The sequence below is a fragment of the Gemmatimonadaceae bacterium genome (genome assembly GCA_040882285.1).
GTDB lineage: Bacteria > Gemmatimonadota > Gemmatimonadetes > Gemmatimonadales > Gemmatimonadaceae > JACDCY01.
Genome location: JBBEBQ010000010.1, coordinates 88,311 through 109,903, shown reverse-complemented (window position 1 = coordinate 109,903; position 21,593 = coordinate 88,311). Strand labels below are relative to the sequence as shown.

The following is a 21,593-nucleotide window of genomic DNA, read 5'->3' as shown; positions in this document are numbered from 1 at the left end:
ACTTGCAGTAGTTAATGGCCTCCTGATGGTCATAACCTTCGCGCAAATAGATGCAAGCAAGTAACTACTTGCATTTTGGTTAGGGGCGTGTATTTTCCCGTCCGTGCCTGACCAAGACCTCGACATCCCTCTCGGTGGAACGCAATCGGCCACGCGTGAGGCGATTCTAAGCGCTGCGTTGGCGGCGTACTCGAAGCACGGATTCCGCGGCGCCACGACCCGCCGGATCGCCGAGGCCGCCGGCGTCAACGAGGTGACGATCTTCCGTCACTTCGGCTCCAAGGAGGCGTTGCTCGGCGAAGCGCTGCGCACCCTCCACGCCGCTGAGCAGATTGCACCGCTTCCAGCTGATCCGTGCGATCCGGCGGCGGAGCTCAGCGAGTGGAGCGAACGCCAGCTGGCCCACCTCCGCGACAATCGCTCCATGATTCGCACGTGCATGGGCGAGCTCGAGGAGCGCCCCGAGCTGACGGAGTGCGCGGCGGCCGGACCGCAGGCTGCGTTCGTCCAGCTGTGCGAATACCTGCGGCGCGTGCGGGAAGCCGGGATGTCGTTCACGGATTTCGACGAGCGCGTAGCGGCCATCACATTGATGGGCGCGCTATTCTCCGACGCGATGGGACGAGAGATGATGCCTGAGATTTATCCGTCGGCCGAGGTTGCCGCGCGGCAGTATGCGGAGCTGGTTCTGCGCGCGATAGGAGCCGACGACAACACACGCTCCGCGTCCGCGGACGCGACCGGAGCGCCCAGAGGATGACGCGCGACTCGGCTCTTCTCCGACAAGCCGTCGCGGTGCTGCTGGCGGCGACGGTAGCTTCCACGGCGGCCGCGCAGGATCCCGTCCGTCCGGCACGCACCGACAGCGCCGGAACGATCAGTCTCTCGCTCACGGAAGCGGTGCGACTTGCCGAGCGGAAGAGCCACGACGTGCGGATTGCGCGCGCGGGCGTTACCCGCGCCCGCGGTCAGGAGCTGCAGGCCACCAGCCAGCTGCTCCCGCAGCTGTTCGGCTCGGCCGGCTACACCAGGACTTTGCGCTCGCAGTTCTCCGCTCTCTCCAGCCCGGACACGTCGACTTCCACGGGGCCGCCGGGCCCGTGCGAGCAGTACCTGCGAGATCCGGCCGCGACTACGGCCGAGCGTCTCGCCGGGCTCGAGGACGCGCAGCGCTGCGCGCTCGGGACGAACCCATTCGGCGGGCTCGGCGACCTCGGCTTCGGCGCGGCCAACCAGTACAACCTCGGCCTGTCGCTGTCGCAGAACATCTTCAGCGGGGGGCGCGTCCGCTCGCAGATCGCGGCGGCGCGCGCGGGCCGCCGCGCCGCGGAAGTCACGCTCGCCTCCGAGCGCGCGCAGGCGGCATTGACGGTGGCGCAGGCGTACTTCGACGCGGCGCTGTCGGCCCGGCTCGCGGCCATCGCGGAGCTGTCGCTCCGCCAGTCGGACGCCGTCGTATCGCAGGTCCAGCTCGCGCGCGACGTCGGAAGGACTTCCGAGTTCGAGCTGTTGCGAGCGCGAGTGGCGCGCGACAATCAGCGGCCGGTGCTCGTGCAGCGGCAGAGCGAGCGGGAGATCGCGCTCCTGCGCCTGCGGCAGCTGCTGGACCTTCCGCTCGACGCGCCGGTGCAGCTGGTGACTCCGGTGGACGACACCACGGCGGTATACGCCGCCATCGAGCCCATCACGCTGTCCACGGCTGCCGACGACGTCGATTCGCGCGCTCCGGTGCGGGCGGCGCGGGCGGGAGTGGACGCGGGGCAGGCGTCGCTGCGGGCGATCCGCGCGCAGCGGCTCCCGTCCGTGTCGCTGACGTCCAACTACGGCCGCGTGGCGTTTCCCACGAGCGGCTTCCCAGGCAACAACGAGTTCCGGGAGAACTGGACCGTGGGAGTGGGCGCGCAGGTTCCGCTGTTCACCGGCGGGCGGCAGCGCGGTGAAGAGATGGCCGCGCGCGCGTCGCTGGAAGAATCGCGCGCGAGGCTCGAACAGACGCGCGATCTCGCCGCGCTCGACTTGCGCGTGCAGGAGACCGCGCTGGCCCAGGCGCGCGGGGCGTGGGAAGCGAGCGCGGGCACCGCCGAGCAGGCGGAGCGCGCATACAGCATCGCGCAGGTGCGGTACCGCGAGGGAATCTCGACGCAGCTCGAGCTGGACGACTCCAGGCTGCTGCTCGAGCAGGCGCAGGTGAATCGCGCTACCGCCGCGCGCAATCTCCAGCTGGCGATCGTGCGCGTGGCGTTGCTGCAGGATCTGCCGCTGCAGCTGCAGTCGGCGGGAATCCAGCTGCCGGTGCAGCAGGCGCCGCCGCCCGAGCCGCCGCGCAGCAACACCACGCAGCCGCAGGCACAGCAGGCGGCGCAACAACAGATACCGGGAACCACGATTCCATGATCGCATACACCTTTCGCCGGGTCGTATTGCTCGCTCTGGCCGCGGTAGCTCTTTCCGCCTGCGGGGGTGACGCGGACGACGCCGCGGCAGCGACGGCCACCCAGCCCGTGAGCGTAGGGCAGGAGAATCTCGTCGTCGTGAGAGCGCAGCCGCTGACTTCCGGCCCCGCCTTCTCGGGCACGCTGCGGCACGAGCGGGAGGCGAGCGTCCGGTCGCAGATGGCCGGCAGCGTCCTGCAGACGTACGTCGACCAGGGACAGTCCGTGGCCGCCGGGACCGTGCTGGCGCGGATCGAGGCGGGCGGTAGCGACGATGCTTATCTGTCGGCGCGCTCGGCCGTGACGGCGGCGGAGAACTCGTATTCAATAGCTAATCGCGAGCTGGAAAGAGCCCGGCGGCTGCACGAGGCGGGCGCAATCGCGGAGCGCGAGCTGGAGATGGCGCGAGCTGCCGTGACCAACTCGCGCGCGATGCTGGCCGATGCGCGGGCGCGCATGGCGTCGGCGGCCAAGCAGCTCGGCAACACGACCGTACGCGCGCCGTTCGCGGGAGTCATCGGCCAGAAGAGCGTCTCCGCCGGCGACGTCGTGCAGCCGGGGACGCTGCTGTACACGGTGGTGGATCCGGGGAGCATGCGCCTCGAGGCCGCGATTCCCGTGGAGCAGCTGACCGACGTGCGCGTAGGGCTGCCGGTGAAGTTCACCGTCAGCGGCTACGGCACTCGCGAGTTTCTCGGCCGCGTCACGCGCGTGAGCCCGGTCGTGGATCCGGTGACACGGCAGGTGCAGATCGTCGCGTCGATCCCGAACGCGGGCCGCGCGCTGGTCGGCGGACTGCAGGCGACGGGCAGGCTGTCGACCAGCACGCGCAACGGGCTGGTGGCGCCCGACGCGGCAATAGACGAGCGCGGCTCGGCGCCCGCCGCGCTGCGCGTGAAGCGAGGAATAGTGGAGCGCGTGAGCGTGGCGCTGGGGGCGAGGGACGAGGCAGGCGAGCTGGTGGAGATCACGGCGGGACTGCTCGCCGGCGACACGCTGCTCATCGGCGCGGCGCGGGGGATCACGCCGGGCACTCCCGTGCGAATCGTCGCGGCCATCGGTGACACGGCGCTGCGGCCCGCGCCGCCGGCGCCTGCCGCGCCCGCCGGCGGAGCGAATCAGCCATGATGATCTCCGACTTCGCGATCAAGCGCCCGCTCATAACGGTGGTGACGACGGTCGCGCTGGTCGTGTTCGGCTTGTTCGCGCTCGCCCAGCTCAAGACCGACGAGTTCCCGGAGGTCAATCCGCCGTTCGTGTTCGTCGGCATCCCGTATCCGGGAGCATCGCCGACTACGGTCGAGCGGGAAGTCCTGAACCCGGTCGAGGACGCGATCAAGGGGATCTCCGGGGTGAAGGAGATCAACGGGAGCGCGTTCGACGGCTTCGCGCAGGTCCTCGTTGAGTACGTCTTCGAGAAGAACCTGCAGGAGGGCACGCAGGACATCCGCGACGCGATCTCGGCGATCCGGATCGATCTGCCGCTCGAGATGGAGGAGCCGCTTCTGCAGCGGTTCGATCCCACTGAGTTTCCGATCGTGCAGGTGGCGCTCGTGTCACCGGCGTACACGCCCGCGCAGCTGACGCGGATCGTGGACCCCGACATCGTGAGCCAGCTCCGCGGAGTGAGCGGCGTGGCCGGGGTGCAGATGTTCGGGGACGTGCAGCGCGAGCTGACCGTCGAGCTCAGGCCCGAAGCGCTTCGCGCCGTGGGAGTGAGCGTGACGCAGGTGGTCGGCGCGCTGCGGTCCCAGAACCTCGCCGTCCCCGTCGGGCGGCTGACGGGAACGCTGGACGAGCGGACGATCCGGCTGCAAGGGCGGCTCGAGCGCCCGGAGGATTTCCTTCAGCTCGTCGTCGCCGAGCGCGGCGGCCGCGTGATCCGGCTCGGCGAAGTGGCCAACGTGCGGGATGGTAGCGAGGAGGCGCGGTCGCTCGCGATGTACAACGGGAGTGAGGCCGTCGGTCTCGCGCTCACGAAGGCGCAAGGCTACAGCACGACCGACGTCAGCGACCGGATCAAGGCGAAGCTGGCCCAGCTGCAGCAGACGCTCCCCCCCGGGGTTGACTTTACGGTCGTGCGCGACGCAGGCGTGCGCGTGGAGAACTCGGTGGGTGACGTAGAGATGGCGCTGCTCGAGGGCGCGATGCTGACCGTGCTCGTCGTATTCGTCTTCCTCAACTCGTGGCGCTCCACGATCATCACGGGTCTGGCGCTTCCGGTCTCGGTGCTGGCGGCGTTCATCGCGGTGTGGGCGTTTGGCTTCACGCTCAATACGATGTCGCTGCTGGGTCTCTCACTCGCGATCGGAATCCTGATCGACGACGCGATCGTGGTGCGCGAGAACATCGTGCGGCATATCGAGATGGGAAAGGATCACATGCGGGCGGCGAAGGAAGGCACCGACGAGATCGGGCTCGCCGTAGCCGCGACGACCTTCTCCATCGTCGCGGTGTTCGTGCCGATCGGGTTCATCTACGGCCTCGCCGGACAATGGTTCAAGCCGTTCGCGCTCACCATAGCGTCGTCCGTGCTCGTCTCGCTGTTCGTCTCCTTCTCGCTCGACCCGATGCTGTCGGCGTACTGGGCCGATCCGCAGCTGGAGGCGCACGAGCGGCGCAACCCGATCTCGCGCGTGCTGGACCGATTCAACACCTGGTTCAATTCGCTGGCGGTTCGCTACAAGAAGGTCATCGGCTGGGCGCTGGATCACCGCGCGGCAATGGTCGGCATCGCCGTTGGATCGTTCGTCGTAGCTCTGGCTCTCCCGGCCACCGGCATCATCGGCGGGGCCTTTTGGCCGGAGGACGACACGTCCGAGATCTTCGTGGAGGTAAAGACACCACCCGGGTCGAACCTCGATTACACGCGCGTGAAGGCGGAGGAGGCGGCGCGGCTCGTGCGGGCGCACCCGGAAGTCCTGTACTCGTACACGACGCTCGGCGCGGCCACCGGCGCGGTGGACGAGGCAATAGTCTACGGGAAGCTGTCGCCTCGCGGCGAGCGTGAGACGAGCGCCGAGGAGCTGGCGCGCGCGCTGCGCACGGAGGTCAAGCAGATCGCGGGCATGACATCAGCGGTGACGACCACGGACTGGGGCGGAGGCGAGAAGCAGATTCAGCTGCAGGTCCGCGGCGCCGACGCGACTACGCTTACCGCCACAGCGGAGGCGATCGCAACCCAGGTGAGAAAAGCCGCGGGCGCCGTGGACGTGGAGCTCTCGACCAAGGGGCAGAAGCCGGAGGTCAGCATCAAGATCGACCGGAGTCTGGCCGGAGCGATGGGCGTGACGGTCGGTGAGATTGCGCAGTCGCTGCGCCCGGCCTTCGCCGGCATCAAGACGGGGGACTGGGTCGATCCTTCCGGTGAGACGCGGGAGGTGACCGTGCGGCTGGTGCCGCAGGCGCGACAGCGGGTCGACGATCTCCGGCAGCTCCCGATCGTGCTGTCGGGAGCCTCTACCGGAGGGCCGCCCGCGATCGTGCCGCTCGGCCAGCTCGCGCGGGTGGAGCAATCCATCGGGCCCGCGCAGATCGATCACCTCGACGGCGACGTGGTCGTGACGGTCGAAGCGAACACTAGCGGCAAGCCGGTGAACGCAGTCATGAAGGACATAGAGCAGCGCATAGACGATGTCCCGCTCCCTCCCGGCGTGACCATCACGCAGGGCGGAGAGACCGAGGACCAGGCGGAGGTGTTCGGCGGAATCTTCGCTGCGCTGGGCGTGGCGATCCTGCTGATGTACCTGATCCTGGTGATGCAGTTCGGGTCGTTCGTGGACCCGCTCGCGATCATGGTGTCGCTGCCGCTGTCCCTGATCGGCGTGATGCTGGCGCTCCTGTTGACGGGCGGCACGATCAACCTCATGAGCCTGATCGGCGTGATGCTGCTGGCCGGACTGGTGGCGAAGAACGCGATCCTGCTGATCGATTTCGCGAAATGGGCGCGCGAGCGCGAAGGATTGTCACTGCGCGACGCGCTGATCCAAGCCGGCGCGATCCGGCTGCGGCCAATCATCATGACGACGCTCGCGCTCGTAGCCGGCATGCTGCCGATCGCGATCGGCAGCGGTGAGGGCGCGCAGTTCCGCGCGCCGCTGGGCCGCGCGGTGATTGGCGGCGTGATCACCTCGACTTTCCTGACGCTGCTGGTGATCCCGACTTTCTACGAGATCCTGGACGAGTGGCGCGAGTGGCTCATGGCGCGATTTCGCTCATCAAGGCCAGCTGATTTCCATCCGGATCCCGGAATTCCACCAGCCACAGCTCTGAAGCCGGAGTCTTATGGATGAGCTTCGGCTCGGACGGGAACTCGACGCCGCGCTGCTTGAGCGTGGCGTACACGGCGTGGATGTCGGAGACCTTGAAGTAGACCGCTGATCCCCGCCCGCGCGGTTGCCCGGCCTCGGGCACTCCGACGAGCAGCCTGACACCCCCCGCCTGGAAGAAGCTCATCTGCGGCGGGGCGGAGAACAGATACTTCAGCCCCAGCGTGTCGCGGTAGTACGGGATCGCGCGGTCCAGGTCCTCGACCGGAATCAGCAGCTGTCCCACGGTGGCATCGGCCAGATCGCTCGCGTGCGGCATTGCGGCTCCATTGGCTTCGGGATATACTTAGCTCAGCTAACAATAATCTTAGCCGAGCTAACTATTGGGCCGCAAGACCCCTTCGTCGAGAGATCAGGCCGCGGTCGCCGACCGGCTGCATTCCGCGGCGATCCATCTTCTCCGGCGGCTGCGAAAACAGGACGACCGGAGCGGAATCACCGCGGCCCGGCTGTCGGCGCTGTCGGTGGTCGTGTTCGCTGGACCGGTGACCATGGGCCAGCTCGCGCTCGCGGAGCAGGTCACCGCGCCCACGATGACCCGGCTCGTGGCCGCCATGGAGCGCGACGGTCTCGTGGCAAGGGAACCCGACCGGGATGACGGCCGAGTGGCTTGGATCCGCGCGACCGCGAAGGGCGCGCGGATCCTCCATGCCGCTCGCGGCCGCCGCGTGGCGACCCTGGCGGCGGATCTCGCGGCGCTCGACCGGTCGGATCTGGCGCTGCTCGCCGAAGCCGCAGCGATCATCGAGCGGCTCGGGAGCGAAGCCTAGAGCGCTTCGCTGCGCCGGCCGCGCCGGCCGCGCCGGCTGGGGATGTCCACTCTTCCCTTCACGTTGCTGTAGCCGATCCCGCCCGAGCCGCCGCGGGTGACGGTGAAGTCGCCATCGACGTCGGCCACTTCGATGCCGCCGGACCCGTCGCTGATTCGAACGCTGTTCCTCGCGGTCCGCACGTCGATCTCACCGGAGCCGTCGGTGATGTCGATCAGCCCGCCGATGTTGCGCAGCTCGATCGAGCCGGATCCGTCGTGAATGTTCACGGCACCGGCAAGGTTGGTCAGCTTGATGCCGCCGGAACCGTCCTGGATTCGCACGTCCCCGTGGAGATCGCTGCCGGTGATCTCGCCGGAGCCGTCCGTGATGCCGACCGCGCCGAGGTTGGAGATGTCGATGCTCCCGCTGCCGTCCGCGATCTCGGCCGCCATCCGGGCGGGGACTTCGATGACGAGGTCCAGACTCGCATACCGCATTCCGGTGAAGCTCCAGCCCTCGACGCGCGCCGTGGCCTCGACGACTACGTCGGAGCCCCGCCGGTTCGCGCGAAGCTCGATCTCCTCCAGCAGGCGGGCGTCGGAGGCGCAGGCGCGCCCGCGGATGACCACGCGGTCCAGGCCGGCCTTGCCTTCGATCCGGAGCGAGCCGGCGCCGGCCTTGACCGTCAGGAGGCGGGCTCCCGCCGCATCGACGTTGGCCGTGCGGTGAGCCTCGTGGCGGCACTGGTCGGAGCTCTGGGCCAGCGCGCTCTGAGCCGCGCCAAGCAGGAGCGTGGCGGTCAGAAGTGTGGAATGCATGGTGTCTCCGGAGTTGTTGGGTACAGCCTACCTACGCAGCCTCGCCGCTAAAGTTTTGACAGGGGATACCGGCCGAAGGTTGAAAGCCTCAGGTGCCGTCCGAGTAGGCGCGTCGAGCGGGCTGCGGCGCCGTCGTTATCAGGATTACGGCCGCCAGGATCACCCCGGCGGCGATCATCGTCCGGACCGTGAACGGCTCACCCGCGAACGCCCAACCCAGGAACACCGCGATCACGGGATTCACGTAGGCATACGTCGCGACGCGCGCGGGGCTGCTCACCTGGAGCAGCCAGATGTACGCGCTGTAGGCGATGACCGATCCGAGGATCGCCAGGTATGCCAACCCGGCAATCGATCGCAGCGAGACCGCTGCGAGATCGACCGTGCGATGGTCTCCCGCGGCAAACGATGCCACGGAGAAGAACACGCCGGCCGCGAGCATCGTCAGCGCGGCCGAAGCGAGTCCCGAATCGGGGAGATCGGCGTTGCGCGAGTAGATGGACCCGGCCGCCCACGCGATGGATCCGCCGCACAGAATCAGAGCGGACGGAACGTGAATGGCGCCCGGGGCTTCGCCGCCCGTCCCAACCAGGATCGCCAGACCGACGATTCCGAGGCCGACCCCCGTCCAGATCTGAAGACCCGGCCGCACGTGCTCGACGACCGTCTGGATGACGACCATCCACAGCGGCACCGTCGCGACGATCAACGCCGCGATCCCGGACGGGATCTTTTGCTGGGCCCATATCAGCGACCCGTTTCCGAGGAACGGCAGCAAAGCGCCGACGACGCAAGCGTTGAGCAGTTGCCGGCGGGAGAATCCGGCGCTGCCGCGGGCCGCCGCGATCGCGTAGAGGATGGAGCCGGCCGCAATGAACCGGGCGGCTCCGAGCAGAAATGGCGGCATCGTCTCGAGTCCCCAGATGATCGCGAGGTAGCTCGAGCCCCAGATGAGATACACGGCGGCAAACGCCGATAAAAGCTTGAGTCGCGGTACACCGCCCGTCATCTGTTCCTGTCGCCAGTAGGGGACGCTAATTGTAGCGACAGGGTGTCACTTCGCGTACGGCGCCGGAGCCGGAACTTTTGCCATCTCATTGGTGCCTAAGGTGATGGGCCTGGCGCGACCGTCGGCATCGACCCTGCCTTGGTGGCCTGTCGAAGGCGCGGCGCACGGCGGCCGCGTTGAATCCTGGAGCGCTCACAGCCGTAGGGAGGAGACACATGAAACGGATTTTCTTGTTCGCGCCATTCGCGTTTCTGGCCGTAGCCGCGTCCGCGCCGGAAGCCCAAACCGGCCGGCCGATACGGGGCGCCGCCGTTCCACGGTTCGTCGTCTTCGGCGACGTCGTCGTCTCCAAGCCCAAGGGCGAGTTCGCCAACTACGTGGACCAAGGCTACGGCTTCAACGCGGGCGGCATGCTTAGACTCGACCCGGCGGGAATGTTCGGCGTCCGGGCCGAGCTCGGTGGGCTGCAGTACGGACGGGAGAGCATGCCGATCGCGTTCAGCTTCAGCGGCCGCGTGACGGCCGACGTCGTGACCACCAACATGATCGGCTGGCTCGGCATCGGCCCGCAGTTCACGTTCCCGGCCGGCCCAATCCGTCCGTACGCCAACGCCGCGTTCGCGATCACGAACTTCCGCACGACTTCCGCGATCGAGGACCGGCAGACCTCCGAGACGTTCGCTACTACCGAGAACGCGAGCGACTTCTCGTCGGCGGTCGTGTTCGGCGGCGGTGTGTACGTCCCGATCGGCGGCCGCGCGTCCACCGCGATGCTGACGCTGGGCGGCAAGTATTACTACGGCGGCGAGGCGACGTATCTGCCCGAAGGCGGGATCCAGGACAACGACGATGGATCCGTGACGTTGTTTCCCGCGCGCACCAAGACCGATTTCGTGATCTGGCAGCTCGGCGTGTCGGTCGGCATTCCGTCGCGGCGCAGATGATCGTTTCGGCGGTGGCCTTCGCGGCAGTCCTGGCGCTGGGCCAGGGCGTAACCGTCAGCATCGGCGGCCGCTCGAAGCAGGATTCAGCGGCCGCCGAGCGCGCGCGGCAGAAAGCCGACAGCGCGGCCGCGGCGAGAGAGGCCGGCCGCGCCGCGCGGGACTCGATCCGTGACACGCGGCGGCGCGCGAGGATCATCCCGGTGACCGCGGAGCACATCCGCACCGCGTTTTCCGATCCGCTCGCGCGTGCCACGCTCGAGCGGGCGCGGACGGCGCGTGTGGCCGACGATTCGGCGCTGCTCGGCTACGATTCGAAGACCCGGGAGCGGGCGAGCATCGGGATGTCGCTCACGCGATTCGGTCGCGAGCGCCTGCTGGCGCGGTACGAGCGCGTCACCCGCGTGCAATGGCGCCGCGATCGCGGCGCCCGCGTGCAGGTGTTGGGCGAGCGCACAACCGCGCCGATGCTGGGGAAGAGCGGAGAGATCGACGCCGAGCTGAGCAGCGTCCCGGTGATTCCGTACTTCCCGGGCCGCGAGCCGCTGTGGGGAGCGTCGCTCGCGCGATTGGACGTGGTGGACAGCGACATCGTGAACCCGCTCGCGCGCGGCGCCGAGGCGTACTACACGTACGAGACCGGCGACTCGCTGTCGTTCCGCATCGGCGGCGAGACCCGGATCAGCGTGCGCGAGCTGCGCGTCCGGCCGCGCAAGCCGGATTGGCGCGTCAGTGTCGCCTCACTCTGGTTCGACGACGCGACGGGGCGGCTGGTGCGCGCCGTGTACCGCATGTCCGAGCCGATGGACATCTGGAAGGTCGAGCAGGAGGAGGAGGGTGAAGGCTGTGAGCCGCGAGTCGTCTGCTCGGCGCTCAAGCCAATGACCGCTAACGTATCGGTCGTGGCGGTCGAGTATGGACTGCACGAGGGTCGGTTCTGGCTGCCGCGGCTGCAGACCCTCGAGGGCTCGGCCCACGTCGGGATAATGCGCGTGCCGTTCAAGCTGGAGCAAAGCTTCACGTACGACGAGGTGAATGGCACCAGCGATTTCGCGCCGGTCGTCGTCACGCCGGCCGACACTTCGCGGACCGACACAGCGGCTGTGGCCGCGCGGCGGGCGGCGAGGCGCGCGCCGTGCGCGCCCGGTGAGAGCCGCGAGCGAGTCGTTTCACGGTTCGAGAACACTCTGGCGGTCTCCGTCAGCGTGCCGTGCGACTCGGTGGCGCTGGCGCGGTCACCCGAGCTGCCGGAGTCGCCGTACGATCCCGGCGAGGAGATCTTTTCCTCGGCGGAGCTCGACGAGCTGACCAACCGCGCGCTCGGCATGGCGGCGCAGGCCGGGTACGTTCGCGGCCCGGTTGAGCTGCGGTACGGGATCGGGATGTCGCGCTACAACCGCATCGAGGGACTGTCGACCGGACTCGCAGCGAGGCAGTCGCTGGGCGGCGGGTACACCGCGCACGCGTCCGTGCGGCTGGGCCTGGCGGATCTGGAGCCTAACGCGGAGCTGTCGCTGCTGCGCAGCAATGGCCGCACGGACGTAGGCGTCGGTGCGTACCGGCGGTTGGCCGCGGCGAATGACTGGGGCGACCCGCTCGGGTTCGGGAGCTCGTTGGCCGCGCTCCTGGAGGGCCGCGACGAAGGATTCTACTATCGCGCCTGGGGCGCGGAGCTGACGCGCGGTCCCGCCGAGGGATCCCGCGGCATCGTTTCGCGACTGTTCGCCGAGCACCATTCCGACGCGGTAACCGAGACGTCGGTATCGCTCGCGCGGGCGATCAACGGGCGCAAGTTCGGCGACAACATCGACGCCACCAACGGCACTATTGGAGGGCTGTCGCTGCGGCGCGTCGGCTCGCGCGGGCTCGATCCGCACGGCTGGCGGCTGCTGTCCGACATTCGCGTGGAGGGCGCCGCGGGCTCGTTCGACTACTCGCGCGTCGCGGCCGACTTCACGGTCTCGCACGGACTGGGCTCGCGAGCTGACGGAGCGCTCACGTTCGGGGGCGGCACGTCGGGCGGCGCGCCGCCGATGCAGCGCTGGTGGTTCCTCGGCGGGGCGCACACGGTCCGCGGGCAGTCACCCGCTACGCGTGCGGGAAACTCCTACTGGCTCGCGCGCGCGGAGCTCGGATCGTCGTTCGTGCTGGCGCGGCCTGTGGTCTTCGCCGATTTCGGCTGGGCGGGAGATCGCGCCGACTTCAGCTCCCCGGGAACGCCGATCAGCGGCACGGGAGTGGGAGCGTCTTTCCTCGATGGCCTCGTGCGCTTCGACATTGCGAAAGGCATCCGCCCGGATCGCGGCGTGCGAGGGTACCTGTATCTCGAGGCGCGGTTCTAGTAGTGATTAGTGATTAGTGATTGGTGATTGGTGATTAGTGAACTGCGATGGCGGTTACTAGTCACTAGTCACTAGTCACTAGTCACTTCTGTTCCATAGACGGATACCCGAACTCGTGCGGAGGCGAAAATGTCTCCTTCACCGCGCGCGCGCTCACCCAGCGCACGAGGTTGAGCATCGAGCCCGCCTTGTCGTTCGTGCCGGATCCGCGCGCGCCGCCGAAAGGCTGCTGTCCCACTACCGCGCCGGTCGGCTTGTCATTGACGTAGAAGTTCCCGGCCGCGTTTCGCAGCCGCATACTCGCCTCGTGCACCGCCGCGCGGTCGCGCGCGAACACTGCGCCCGTGAGCGCGTACGGCGAGGTGCCGTCCACCAGATCAAGCGTCTCGGACCACTTTGAATCCGGATAGACGTACGCCGTGACGACGGGACCGAAGATCTCCTCGCACAACAGGCGGCTGTCGGGGTTGTGCGCCTGGATCAGAGTGGGCTCGATGAACCAGCCTTCCTCGCCGCGGGCGTTCCCGCCGGCGAGCACGTCGTGATCCGGCGTGCGCTCCAGATACGAGCTGATCTTCTCGAACGCGCGCTGATCGATCACGGCCCCCATGAAGTTCCGGAAGTCCGTCACGTCGCCCATCCGGATCTCCTCGATCATGCCGACGGTTCTGTCCCGAACCTCCTGCCACAGCGATTCCGGGATGTACACGCGGCTCACCGCGGAGCACTTCTGCCCCTGGTACTCGAATCCGCCGCGCACGATCGCCGCCGCGACGGCGACCGGATCGGCCGACGGGTGGGCGACGATGAAATCCTTGCCGCCTGTCTCGCCGACGATCCGCGGGTAGGAGCGGTATCTGCCCATGCTGGCGCCGATGGTCTTCCACATCCCGTTGAACACTTCGGTGCTGCCGGTGAAGTGCACGCCGGCGAGATTCTCGTCGGCGAGCAGCATGTCCGAGATCATCCGCGCGTCGCCGGCGACGAGATTGATCACGCCCGGCGGGAGTCCAGCCTCCTCGAGCAGCGCCATGATATAGTGCGCGCTGAGCATGGCGCTCGACGCGGGCTTCCACACGACGGTGTTCCCCATGAGCGCGGGCGCCGTCGGAAGGTTCCCCGCGATCGCCGTGAAGTTGAACGGAGTGATCGCGTACACGAACCCTTCCAGCGGGCGGTAGTCGAGCTGGTTCCACGCGTCGTCGGTGCTGATCGGCTGGGTGTCGTATATCCCCTGCGCGAAGGCCGCGTTCATCCTCCAGAAGTCGATCAGCTCGCAGGCGGAATCGATCTCCGCCTGGTACGCCGTCTTGGACTGGCCGAGCATCGTCGCGGCGTTCAGCGTGGCGCGCCAGGTGGTGGAGAGCAGCTCGGCCGCCTTGAGAAAGACGGAGGCCCGGTCTTCCCACGACCGCGCCGCCCAGTCGCGCTGCGCGTTGCGCGCGGCCCGCACGGCCTGTTGCACGTTGTCCGGCGTGGCCTTGTACCAGTCGGCCAGGACGTGCCGGTGCGCGTGCGGCATCACCGCGTGCGCTACTTCGCCTGAGAGCATCCTCCGGCCCCCGATGACCAGCGGTATCTCGACGCGCTCGTCCGCCATCTCGCGTAGGCGCGTCTTCAGCGCCGAGCGTTCGGCGGTGCCCGGCGCGTAGGAGAGGACGGGCTCGTTCTCCTGCGGCGGGACGCGCCATTTGCTGGTGAAAGACCAGGAGTAAGAAGCCGAATCGCCGTCCACCGCTTCTCCCGCGGCAGGCTCGCGGCGAACTTGTGGGTCGCCGTCAGGCTCACGCGTGTCTCTGGGGAACCCTATAGCTGACATGATCGCAAGATACTTATCGCGTGCTTCCATGAGAATCGCGCTGCCGTGGTTTTTCGCCCTGAGCGCTTGCGCGGACGGGGGTATCGCGTGGGGTCCGGTCACCTATGGCGGGAGCGCCTCGCCGGTGAGCGCGGCGGTCGCGGCGCTCCCGCCGCGCGGAGGCGCGGGATGTGCGGATGTCGTCGTGGTGGCGCGCGGCGACGAGAGGTACGCCGCGTGGTGGGAGGCCAGACCCGACGGCGGCTCCGTGCTGCTGCTCGCGCGGTCGCCGGATGGCGGCACCCACTGGGAAACGCCGCTGGTGGCGGATGGTCGCGACGCGGGCGGTCTGCGCTGCTCGCGTCCACCGCCGTCCCTCTTTGCCGACGAGACTTCCGGGTACCTGCATCTGACCTATCACATCTCGCCTGCCGGCAGCCCGGGCGTGTACTTCACGCACTCGATGCAAGCGTCCGCGCTGGGCACGACCGGGATGGGAGTGCTGCACATGGCTGTCCCCGTCACACACGGCGACCGCCCGGTCCGCAGCAGCGTCGCCGGCCGCGGCGACACGGTGGTCGTCGCGTTCGAGGATCCCAACAGCGCGAAACCGCGCATACTCCTCGCGCTCTCTACCGGCGCGGGGCACGTGTTCTCCACGTACGGCGCGGTGTCGCCGGCGGGGTCGGCCGCGTCGTCGCCGCGGGTGTCGCTCACGGGCGACTCCGTCCGCGTCCACTGGGTGGAGACGACTCCCGGCGGCGCGCCGCGAGTGGCCGCGCGCGCGGGGAAGCTGCCTTGAGCCCGGCGGCGCGCCGCAAGCGGTTCATAGGGGCGCACACGATCAATAACGGCGGCGTGCACATGGCCGTCCGCCGCGCCGCGCGCGGCGGGATGAGTGCGGTGCAGGTCTTCACCGCCGTGCCCAAGTATTACAACGACAAGATGTCGGTGCGCCCCGAGCGCGCGCAGCGGTTCAGGAAGGAGGTCGCGGCGTCGAAGATCGATCCGAGGATGATTCTCGTGCACGCGCCGTACGTTCTGAGCGTGGCGACACCCGACCCGGAGAAATGGGCGCGGGCGAGCGCGGGGCTCACGAAGGAGTTGGAACGCTCCAGCGATCTCGGCGCCGGCTCGGTCTGCTTCCATCCGGGCTCCGCCGGCGACGACACGCCGGCGAACGCGGCGAAGCGGATCGCGGCGGCCATCACCGCCGCGCTGCGCGCCGTGAAATCGGACGCGCGAGTGCTCGTGGAGAACACCGCGGGCGCCGGACGCACCATGGGCCGCACCGCCGCGGAGGTGGGAGAAATCCTGTCGCACGTCCCGAAATCGCTGCGCGCGCGCACCGGATACGGGCTGGATACGTGCCACCTGTTTTGCTCCGGATACGACATTCGCAGGTCGCGGGCGGCCTTCACCGCCATCCTCGACGAGTTCGAGGAAGCGACGGGGGAGCCGCCTTCTTTCTTCCATCTCAACGACAGCGCGGGCGCGCTCGGATCGAACCGCGACAGGCACGTTCTCATAGGGGAAGGCGAGATCGGGAAGGACCCGTTCAAGTGGCTCCTGGCGGACGCCCGATCGGCTGGAATACCGCTGGTGCTGGAGACGCCGCAGCAGAACTACGACGTGGCCGATGACGACGATTCACCCGATCCCTACGACGTGCGAATGATGAAACTGCTGTCTTCCCTATAGAGTTTCCCTATTGCGCCCACGCTCCTGCGATTTACTTTGCTCCGCGGCAGGATGTTGATCGTTAGCAGGTCCGTACTGTCATCCCACTCAGGAGAAGCGATGGCAACAAAGAAGAAACGCTCGGCTAGGAAAAAGTCGTCCTCGTCGAAAAAGAGATCGACCGCCAAGCGCGGAACGGCCAGGAAGAAGTCGGCGAGGAAGTCGCGCGCCAAGACGAGGTCGAAGACGAAGCGCACGCCGAATGCCGCGTTCATGAAGCCGATGCGGCCGAGCGCTTCGCTCAGCGCCGTCGTTGGCAGCAACCCGCTGCCGCGCACCGAGATCACCAAGCGTCTCTGGGCGTACATCAAGCGCAAGGGCCTGCAGGACAGCAAGAATCGCCGGATGATCAACGCCGACGATTCACTGCGCCCGGTGTTCGGCGGGAAGCGTCAGGTTTCGATGTTCGAGATGACGAAGCTCGTGAACAAGCATCTCAGCTGATCTAGCTGATCGTTGCCAGCCGCACTCAAGAAGGGGCGCGCCGCCAAGGCGCGCCCCTTGTCACAGTCGGGCTCGACTAAGCCTGGATGGAGAAGCGGAGCGCTTTGGCGCAACGTCCGCGCGATCGCGCTTCCGCTCGCGCTGTTTCTGCTGATCCGGACTTTTCTCCTCGAGGCGTACCGCATCCCCTCGGGGAGCATGATTCCATCCCTGCTCGTCGGCGACTGGCTGTTCGTCAACAAGCTGCGGTACGGGCCGCACGTGCCCTTCACCGACAACCGGCTGCCGGGATACGCCGAGCCCCGCCGGGGAGACGTCGTGGTGTTCGTCTCCCCGCCGCAGGTGGATCAGCCGCAGGACCTTACGCCGACGCTGGTCAAGCGGGCCATCGCCGTAGGGGGCGACACGATCTACATGCGGCGCGGCGTGCTGTACGTGAATGGCGTCGCGCAGCGGCAGGGCTACGGAGTCTCCGCGGACGCGTTCGATTCCGTGAGTGAGCTGTTCGACTGGCAGAAGCCTCTGGGGCTGAAAGCGTCGCGGTTCGGCGCGGCGCCCGCGCAGCCCTCGCACGACGAGTGGGGGCCGCTCGTCGTGCCGCCCGGACACCTGTTCATGATGGGCGACAATCGCTACAACTCCAAGGACAGCCGCTACTGGGGCTTCGTGCCGCGGGAGAACGTGCGCGGCAGGCCCATGTTCGTGTACTACTCGTACAACGCGGACGACAGTGACCGTCCGCTGCCTTTCATCACCGACATCCGGTGGAGCAGGCTGGTTCACTGGATCCGGTAGAACCCGCGGGGGCGCAGCATGGCTGACGCGCCGATGGCCATTCAGGGAATGCGCAGGAGCGATCAGATGCCGCGCGCGGCGCAGTCGATCTGCCTCGTCGCCATAGCGATTCTGGTCGTCGCCGGCGCGAACGGCTACGAGGGGGTCGTGCTTGGCGGCGTGCTGCTGTCGCTCTGCTTCCTGGCCGGCATCGGGGCGTTCCTGGCGGCTTTCAGCGAGCTGTCGGCGCAGCAGCGGGACCGTTCCGGTGGATCGCCGGCGCACGGCGGCCTGGTTCGCCTGGTGGACGGATCGCCGGGCCACACCAAATTTGTCGTCGAGCTGCCGGCGGCGCGGTGGCAGTCGGAGGCGGGCGCCTCCGCACGCGCGCCGGAGAGCAGGGAATCCGCGCCGCGCGTGCCCGGCAAGGCGCCCACATCGTCCTCATAGCATGGTCTATTTCCCCAAGCAAACGGAGCCGTATCAGCGGCGGATCTCGGACGAGGAATGGGAAGGCCACGGTCCCAGCTCGTTCCGGAAGCTGGCCTTCTCGACGCTGGAGATGGCGGTTGTCACCGGGCTGCTCATCCGGGTGTTCCGCGCCTTTCTGCTGACCAACGCGGGCAACGACCAGCCCGCTCTGCTCGGAATCGGATTTCTGATCGGCGCGGTATTCCTGTTCGCGATGGTGACGCTCCATCTCGGGAACTTCCCGCTGCGGCACTGGGTATGGCGCGCACCGCTCTTCGCGATTCTGGTCGCCGCCACGGAGATGGTAGTCAGTGCCGCGCTGATGGCCCTCGGGAGGGAGCCGCTCGGCACGGCGCGCGCGACCTTCGCGGACTGGCCGGGAATGGCGGCGGACGTGCTGCTCCTGCGGCTCGCGGCGATTTCCGCGTACGCGCTCGCGCTCGCGGTGATCGTGCAATGGACGCGCACGCACGCTCTGAGGAAGGCTCACCGCCTATAGGCTACAGGCACGAGTCCCGGGGCCCGGTCGTTATAATTCGATGATGGGCGACAAGAATAAGCGGCTGATCGTCGTCGGTGACCGCGTGCTGGTGAAAATCGAGGACGGAGAAGGCCGGACGAAAGTCGGCCTGTACCTCCCTCCGACGGCGATCGACAGCCAGGCCGTGCAGGGCGGGACGATCATCGCGACCGGCCCCGGCCTGCCGATGCCCGACCTCGCGGACAACAACGAGGAGCCGTGGCGCGTGGCCATGCGCGAGACGCGGTTCGTCCCGATGCAGGCCAGGACGGGTGACTACGCGCTGTTCTTCAGAAAAGCTGCGGTGGAGATCACCTTCGACGGCGACCGCTTCCTCGTCGTGCCGCAGACAGCCATTCTCGCACTCGTGCGCGAGCCGCACGTGGAGGATTAGACGATGTACGACGAAAGACTGGTCGCGCCGATGCGCGAAGACCTCACGCGCCTGGGCGTGGAGGAATTGAAGACGGCGGAGGCGGTGGACGCGAAGCTGCGCGACTCCGCCGGCACGACGCTCGTGGTGGTCAACTCCGTCTGCGGCTGCGCCGCGCGAAACGCCAGGCCGGCGGTCGCCCGCGCGCTGCGGCACGAGGTGAAGCCCGATGCGCTGACGACGGTATTCGCCGGCCAGGACGTGGACGCCGTGCGCCAGGTGCGCTCTTATTTCGCCGGCTACCCGCCCTCATCGCCGCAGATCGCGCTGCTCAAGGACGGCAAGCTCGTGTACATGCTCGAGCGGCATCAGATCGAGGGACGCACGGTCGAGGAGATCGCAGAGGACCTCACGGGCGCATTTGATCGATTTTGCGGAGCTGTCCGGGCGGCGTGAGGTGAGGGATCCTCGTCGGCCGCTACGCGCGCAAACTGCGCGCGCTAAGACGCGGCCTGTGAGAACCCCTCACCTCACGCCGCTCAACCTGGTTCCGGAACACGCCGAGGACGGTGCCCGGGCCCTTGCGCTCTCAGTCGATTCGCACGGGCTAGGTGTAGCGGATCCAGTGCCCGAGCTCGCGCAGAGTCGGGCGCTTGCCGTACATGAGTAGCCCCACCCGGTAGATCCGCGCGGCCAGCCATACTACCAGCAGACACGACAGCAGCAGCACGATCAGCGAGCCGATCAGCTCGGTGATCGGCACGTTGATGATCGTGAGCCGCAGCGGCATGATGATCGGCGAGGAGAAGGGCAGCCACGACATCGTCGTCGCGAGCCCGCCCGTCGGATTGAACGTGACGGGTTGGATGAAGATCGCGGCGGCGATGAGCAGCAGCATCACGGGCTGCGCCGCCTGCTGCGCTTCCTGGTCGCTGTTCACCATGGCTCCCACCGCCGCGAACAGCGCGGCGTAGAAGACGAAGCCGAGCACGAAGAACAGCAGGAGGAGCAGGCCGTCGCCGGCCGACACCCCGGGCATGACGAACGGCGGCGCCGGAATCCCGAAGACGTTGAAGATCTGCACCCTGTAGGTGAGGAACGCCACGACCGTGGCGACCCACACCAGCTGCTGCGTCAATCCGACCGCGCCGACGCCGAGCACCTTGCCGGCGAGCAGAGTCTCGGGCCGCACGCTCGATACGACGACTTCAGCGACGCGGGTGGTTTTTTCCTCGATCACTCCGCGCAGGATGTTCTGGCCGTACAGGATGATGGACATGTACAGCAGGAAGGCGATGCCAAGGCCGAAGAACGCGCTGATCGCCCCGGATCCGCCGCGGCCCTCGTCGGTTATCCGCTCGGTGCGGAACCGCAGCCTGCCGGCGGTGAGCTCACGGGCTTTCTCCGCCGAGATTCCCTCCGCCTCGAAGCGGTACGCCAGCACGGTCTTCTCCACCGCGTCCTCCACCGCTTCCATCGCGGTCAGCGAGCTGGCATGGCGTCCGGCGTATCTCGCGCTCTCGCCGGCCACCGTCTGCTGATCGAGCACGAGGTATCCCGACCGCTGCTCGCGCATCACCTCGGCGGTCGCGAGGCTCTCGGCCTCAGTGAGCTCGGAAGGCGCGATCACGCGCACGTCGGGCGCGCGCTCCGGCCCGCTCCCGAAGCCGCGCAGGGATTCCGACACCTTCGCCCCCAGCCCGGTGTTTGTCGCGTCGAGGATGACCGTCGAGCTCAGATCGGCGGCGCTCTTCGTCTTGATGGTGAGCCACGCCGGGACGATCATCAGCGCCGCGAACAGCAGCGGGCCGAAGACCGTCGCGATGATGAACCACTTGGTGCGAACGCGCTCGATGTACTCGCGCTTGATGACCGCCCAGAGCTTAGCCATGACCCGACACCCCCGGCTCTACGCCTTTGGCGCCGACCCGCTCGAGAAAGATCTGATGCAGCGAGGGCTGGACCAGCTCGAATCGCTTCACGCGGGCCCCGCTGCCGACGATCGCGCGCAGGAGCTGCTGCGCGTCCGCGCCCGGCTGGAGCTCCACCTCGAAGAACCTGTTGGAGTCGTCAACGCGCTCGACCAGCGACCTGTCGGCGAAGATTCGGTCGATCTCGCCGCTCGGCGCGCCGTCGAGCGCGACGGCCACGGTCCGGCCGGCGTTCTCGGCCTTGACGTCGGCGAGCGTGCCGTCGAGCACCTTGTCGCCGTTGGCGATGATGCAGACCGCGTCGCACATGCGCTCGGCGTTGTCCATCAGATGCGTGCTGAAGATCACGGTCTTGCCGCGGCGCCGGAGCTCCACGATCGTGTCCTTGAGCGCCTGGGAGTTGACCGGGTCGAGCCCGCTGAACGGCTCGTCCAGGATCACCAGCTCGGGATCGTGCAGCAGCGCGGCGATGAACTGCACCTTCTGCTGCATGCCGCGGGAGAGCTCGTCCACCTTCGCCGCGCCCCAGTCCTTGTCCGGCGTCTTGAGCGACAGCCGCTCCAGCCACTCGTCGATCAAGGGATCCGCCTGCCTGCGCGACATGCCTTTCAGCTCGGCGAGAAACCGCAGAATCGAGCGGACCTTCATCTTGCGATAGAGGCCGCGCTCTTCCGGCAGATATCCCACGCGGTCGAGGATCGAGTCCCTGGTGGAGTCCTGGCCGAGAATGGTGATCGTGCCGGAGTCGGGCGCGATCACGTTCAGAATCATCCGGATGGTGGTCGTCTTGCCGGCGCCGTTCGGCCCCAGCAGCCCGTACACCGTGCCACGGGGAATCACGAGCGACAGATCGCGTACAGCCGTGTGGCCTGCGAAGCGCTTGAAAACGTTCTGGATGTGTACCGCTGGTTCGGTCATCT

At 67.8% G+C, this 21,593-nt stretch carries 22 protein-coding genes; 15 read left to right on the top strand and 7 right to left on the bottom strand.

The window, feature by feature from the left end; all coding sequences use genetic code 11:
- The first annotated feature begins 103 nt into the window (after positions 1-103).
- Genes WEA80_06125 through WEA80_06110 form a run of 4 tightly spaced genes read left to right on the top strand, consistent with a single transcriptional unit; the run spans position 104 to position 6,724 of the window.
- Entirely contained in the window at positions 104-760 is a 657-nt protein-coding gene (locus tag WEA80_06125) for a helix-turn-helix domain-containing protein (protein MEX1186147.1), read from the top strand.
- Complete coding sequence (locus tag WEA80_06120; GenBank protein MEX1186146.1) at positions 757-2,394, top strand: TolC family protein; 1,638 nt, start codon at positions 757-759, stop codon at positions 2,392-2,394. Before WEA80_06125 ends, WEA80_06120 begins: the two co-directional genes overlap by 4 nt.
- Positions 2,391-3,560 carry an efflux RND transporter periplasmic adaptor subunit gene (locus WEA80_06115; protein MEX1186145.1) on the top strand — a complete coding sequence of 390 codons (1,170 nt, stop codon included), beginning with the start codon at positions 2,391-2,393 and terminating at the stop codon, positions 3,558-3,560. The genes WEA80_06120 and WEA80_06115 overlap by 4 nt, the downstream gene beginning before the upstream one ends.
- Positions 3,557-6,724, top strand: coding sequence for an efflux RND transporter permease subunit (locus tag WEA80_06110; protein MEX1186144.1), 3,168 nt, complete (start codon positions 3,557-3,559; stop codon positions 6,722-6,724). The genes WEA80_06115 and WEA80_06110 overlap by 4 nt, the downstream gene beginning before the upstream one ends.
- On the opposite strand, the gene WEA80_06105 is transcribed toward WEA80_06110, so the two are convergent.
- The gene (locus WEA80_06105; GenBank protein ID MEX1186143.1) at positions 6,630-7,019 is read right to left on the bottom strand and encodes a VOC family protein; all 390 of its coding nucleotides are present in this window, start codon (positions 7,017-7,019) and stop codon (positions 6,630-6,632) included. The two genes, WEA80_06110 and WEA80_06105, sit on opposite strands and share 95 nt — an antisense overlap.
- A 64-nt stretch (positions 7,020-7,083) precedes the next feature.
- Between WEA80_06105 and WEA80_06100 the strand changes: the two genes are divergently transcribed.
- On the top strand, positions 7,084-7,530 hold the full coding sequence (locus WEA80_06100; protein MEX1186142.1) for a MarR family transcriptional regulator: 447 nt from the start codon (positions 7,084-7,086) through the stop codon (positions 7,528-7,530).
- Here WEA80_06100 and WEA80_06095 read toward each other — a convergent pair.
- Together WEA80_06095 and WEA80_06090 are read right to left on the bottom strand one after the other, a co-directional pair.
- Positions 7,527-8,330 carry a DUF4097 family beta strand repeat-containing protein gene (locus tag WEA80_06095; GenBank protein ID MEX1186141.1) on the bottom strand — a complete coding sequence of 268 codons (804 nt, stop codon included), beginning with the start codon at positions 8,328-8,330 and terminating at the stop codon, positions 7,527-7,529. The genes WEA80_06100 and WEA80_06095 overlap by 4 nt on opposite strands.
- A gap of 88 nt (positions 8,331-8,418) precedes the next feature.
- Positions 8,419-9,339 carry an EamA family transporter gene (locus WEA80_06090; GenBank protein ID MEX1186140.1) on the bottom strand — a complete coding sequence of 307 codons (921 nt, stop codon included), beginning with the start codon at positions 9,337-9,339 and terminating at the stop codon, positions 8,419-8,421.
- A gap of 215 nt (positions 9,340-9,554) precedes the next feature.
- On the opposite strand from WEA80_06090, the gene WEA80_06085 reads away from it, so the two are divergent.
- On the top strand, positions 9,555-10,283 hold the full coding sequence (locus WEA80_06085) for a hypothetical protein (GenBank protein ID MEX1186139.1): 729 nt from the start codon (positions 9,555-9,557) through the stop codon (positions 10,281-10,283).
- Positions 10,280-12,622 (top strand): hypothetical protein, encoded by a 2,343-nt coding sequence (locus WEA80_06080; GenBank protein ID MEX1186138.1) that lies wholly within the window; start codon positions 10,280-10,282, stop codon positions 12,620-12,622. Before WEA80_06085 ends, WEA80_06080 begins: the two co-directional genes overlap by 4 nt.
- A gap of 82 nt (positions 12,623-12,704) precedes the next feature.
- Here the strand turns inward: WEA80_06080 and pruA are convergent, their stop codons facing one another.
- The gene (pruA, locus tag WEA80_06075) at positions 12,705-14,441 is read right to left on the bottom strand and encodes an L-glutamate gamma-semialdehyde dehydrogenase (GenBank protein ID MEX1186137.1); all 1,737 of its coding nucleotides are present in this window, start codon (positions 14,439-14,441) and stop codon (positions 12,705-12,707) included.
- A 28-nt stretch (positions 14,442-14,469) separates the two neighbouring features.
- Here pruA and WEA80_06070 point away from each other — a divergent pair, with 28 nt between their 5' ends.
- Positions 14,470-15,222, top strand: coding sequence for a sialidase family protein (locus tag WEA80_06070; protein MEX1186136.1), 753 nt, complete (start codon positions 14,470-14,472; stop codon positions 15,220-15,222).
- On the top strand, positions 15,219-16,121 hold the full coding sequence (locus WEA80_06065; GenBank protein MEX1186135.1) for a deoxyribonuclease IV: 903 nt from the start codon (positions 15,219-15,221) through the stop codon (positions 16,119-16,121). The genes WEA80_06070 and WEA80_06065 overlap by 4 nt, the downstream gene beginning before the upstream one ends.
- Here WEA80_06065 and WEA80_06060 read toward each other — a convergent pair.
- Entirely contained in the window at positions 16,082-16,375 is a 294-nt protein-coding gene (locus tag WEA80_06060) for a hypothetical protein (GenBank protein MEX1186134.1), read from the bottom strand. The two genes, WEA80_06065 and WEA80_06060, sit on opposite strands and share 40 nt — an antisense overlap.
- Between WEA80_06060 and WEA80_06055 the strand changes: the two genes are divergently transcribed.
- Genes WEA80_06055 through WEA80_06030 form a run of 6 tightly spaced genes read left to right on the top strand, consistent with a single transcriptional unit; the run spans position 16,374 to position 19,198 of the window.
- Complete coding sequence (locus WEA80_06055) at positions 16,374-16,604, top strand: SWIB/MDM2 domain-containing protein (GenBank protein MEX1186133.1); 231 nt, start codon at positions 16,374-16,376, stop codon at positions 16,602-16,604. The two genes, WEA80_06060 and WEA80_06055, sit on opposite strands and share 2 nt — an antisense overlap.
- 12 nt (positions 16,605-16,616) lie before the next feature.
- Positions 16,617-17,399: a signal peptidase I gene (gene lepB, locus WEA80_06050; protein ID MEX1186132.1), complete on the top strand. Its 783-nt coding sequence runs from the start codon at positions 16,617-16,619 to the stop codon at positions 17,397-17,399.
- A gap of 18 nt (positions 17,400-17,417) precedes the next feature.
- The gene (locus WEA80_06045) at positions 17,418-17,828 is read left to right on the top strand and encodes a hypothetical protein (protein MEX1186131.1); all 411 of its coding nucleotides are present in this window, start codon (positions 17,418-17,420) and stop codon (positions 17,826-17,828) included.
- Between the two features lies 1 nt (position 17,829).
- Positions 17,830-18,348, top strand: a complete 519-nt coding sequence (locus WEA80_06040) for a hypothetical protein (protein MEX1186130.1) — start codon at positions 17,830-17,832, stop codon at positions 18,346-18,348.
- A gap of 43 nt (positions 18,349-18,391) precedes the next feature.
- On the top strand, positions 18,392-18,763 hold the full coding sequence (locus WEA80_06035) for a co-chaperone GroES family protein (protein MEX1186129.1): 372 nt from the start codon (positions 18,392-18,394) through the stop codon (positions 18,761-18,763).
- 3 nt (positions 18,764-18,766) lie between these two features.
- Entirely contained in the window at positions 18,767-19,198 is a 432-nt protein-coding gene (locus WEA80_06030; protein MEX1186128.1) for a BrxA/BrxB family bacilliredoxin, read from the top strand.
- Positions 19,199-19,349: 151 nt separating this feature from the next.
- Here WEA80_06030 and WEA80_06025 read toward each other — a convergent pair whose 3' ends face one another.
- Both WEA80_06025 and WEA80_06020 read right to left on the bottom strand, forming a co-directional pair.
- A complete protein-coding gene (locus WEA80_06025) occupies positions 19,350-20,633 on the bottom strand; it encodes an ABC transporter permease (GenBank protein MEX1186127.1) in 1,284 nt (427 codons plus the stop codon).
- Positions 20,626-21,591 (bottom strand): ATP-binding cassette domain-containing protein, encoded by a 966-nt coding sequence (locus WEA80_06020; GenBank protein MEX1186126.1) that lies wholly within the window; start codon positions 21,589-21,591, stop codon positions 20,626-20,628. The genes WEA80_06025 and WEA80_06020 overlap by 8 nt, the downstream gene beginning before the upstream one ends.
- Positions 21,592-21,593 lie beyond the last annotated feature (2 nt).

What these genes read in the sequence shown, in the direction of transcription:
- pruA (MEX1186137.1), bottom strand. Translation starts at nt 14,441, where the DNA reads ATGTCAGCTATAGGGTTCCCCAGAGACACGCGTGAGCCTGACGGCGAC.
- WEA80_06105 (MEX1186143.1), bottom strand. Translation starts at nt 7,019, where the DNA reads ATGCCGCACGCGAGCGATCTGGCCGATGCCACCGTGGGACAGCTGCTG.
- WEA80_06095 (MEX1186141.1), bottom strand. Translation starts at nt 8,330, where the DNA reads ATGCATTCCACACTTCTGACCGCCACGCTCCTGCTTGGCGCGGCTCAG.
- WEA80_06060 (MEX1186134.1), bottom strand. Translation starts at nt 16,375, where the DNA reads ATGAACGCGGCATTCGGCGTGCGCTTCGTCTTCGACCTCGTCTTGGCG.
- WEA80_06110 (MEX1186144.1), top strand. Translation starts at nt 3,557, where the DNA reads ATGATGATCTCCGACTTCGCGATCAAGCGCCCGCTCATAACGGTGGTG.
- WEA80_06035 (MEX1186129.1), top strand. Translation starts at nt 18,392, where the DNA reads ATGGGCGACAAGAATAAGCGGCTGATCGTCGTCGGTGACCGCGTGCTG.
- WEA80_06085 (MEX1186139.1), top strand. Translation starts at nt 9,555, where the DNA reads ATGAAACGGATTTTCTTGTTCGCGCCATTCGCGTTTCTGGCCGTAGCC.
- WEA80_06070 (MEX1186136.1), top strand. Translation starts at nt 14,470, where the DNA reads ATGAGAATCGCGCTGCCGTGGTTTTTCGCCCTGAGCGCTTGCGCGGAC.
- WEA80_06080 (MEX1186138.1), top strand. Translation starts at nt 10,280, where the DNA reads ATGATCGTTTCGGCGGTGGCCTTCGCGGCAGTCCTGGCGCTGGGCCAG.
- WEA80_06045 (MEX1186131.1), top strand. Translation starts at nt 17,418, where the DNA reads ATGGCTGACGCGCCGATGGCCATTCAGGGAATGCGCAGGAGCGATCAG.
- WEA80_06055 (MEX1186133.1), top strand. Translation starts at nt 16,374, where the DNA reads ATGAAGCCGATGCGGCCGAGCGCTTCGCTCAGCGCCGTCGTTGGCAGC.
- WEA80_06090 (MEX1186140.1), bottom strand. Translation starts at nt 9,339, where the DNA reads ATGACGGGCGGTGTACCGCGACTCAAGCTTTTATCGGCGTTTGCCGCC.
- WEA80_06115 (MEX1186145.1), top strand. Translation starts at nt 2,391, where the DNA reads ATGATCGCATACACCTTTCGCCGGGTCGTATTGCTCGCTCTGGCCGCG.
- WEA80_06025 (MEX1186127.1), bottom strand. Translation starts at nt 20,633, where the DNA reads ATGGCTAAGCTCTGGGCGGTCATCAAGCGCGAGTACATCGAGCGCGTT.
- WEA80_06030 (MEX1186128.1), top strand. Translation starts at nt 18,767, where the DNA reads ATGTACGACGAAAGACTGGTCGCGCCGATGCGCGAAGACCTCACGCGC.
- WEA80_06040 (MEX1186130.1), top strand. Translation starts at nt 17,830, where the DNA reads ATGGTCTATTTCCCCAAGCAAACGGAGCCGTATCAGCGGCGGATCTCG.
- WEA80_06120 (MEX1186146.1), top strand. Translation starts at nt 757, where the DNA reads ATGACGCGCGACTCGGCTCTTCTCCGACAAGCCGTCGCGGTGCTGCTG.
- WEA80_06020 (MEX1186126.1), bottom strand. Translation starts at nt 21,591, where the DNA reads ATGACCGAACCAGCGGTACACATCCAGAACGTTTTCAAGCGCTTCGCA.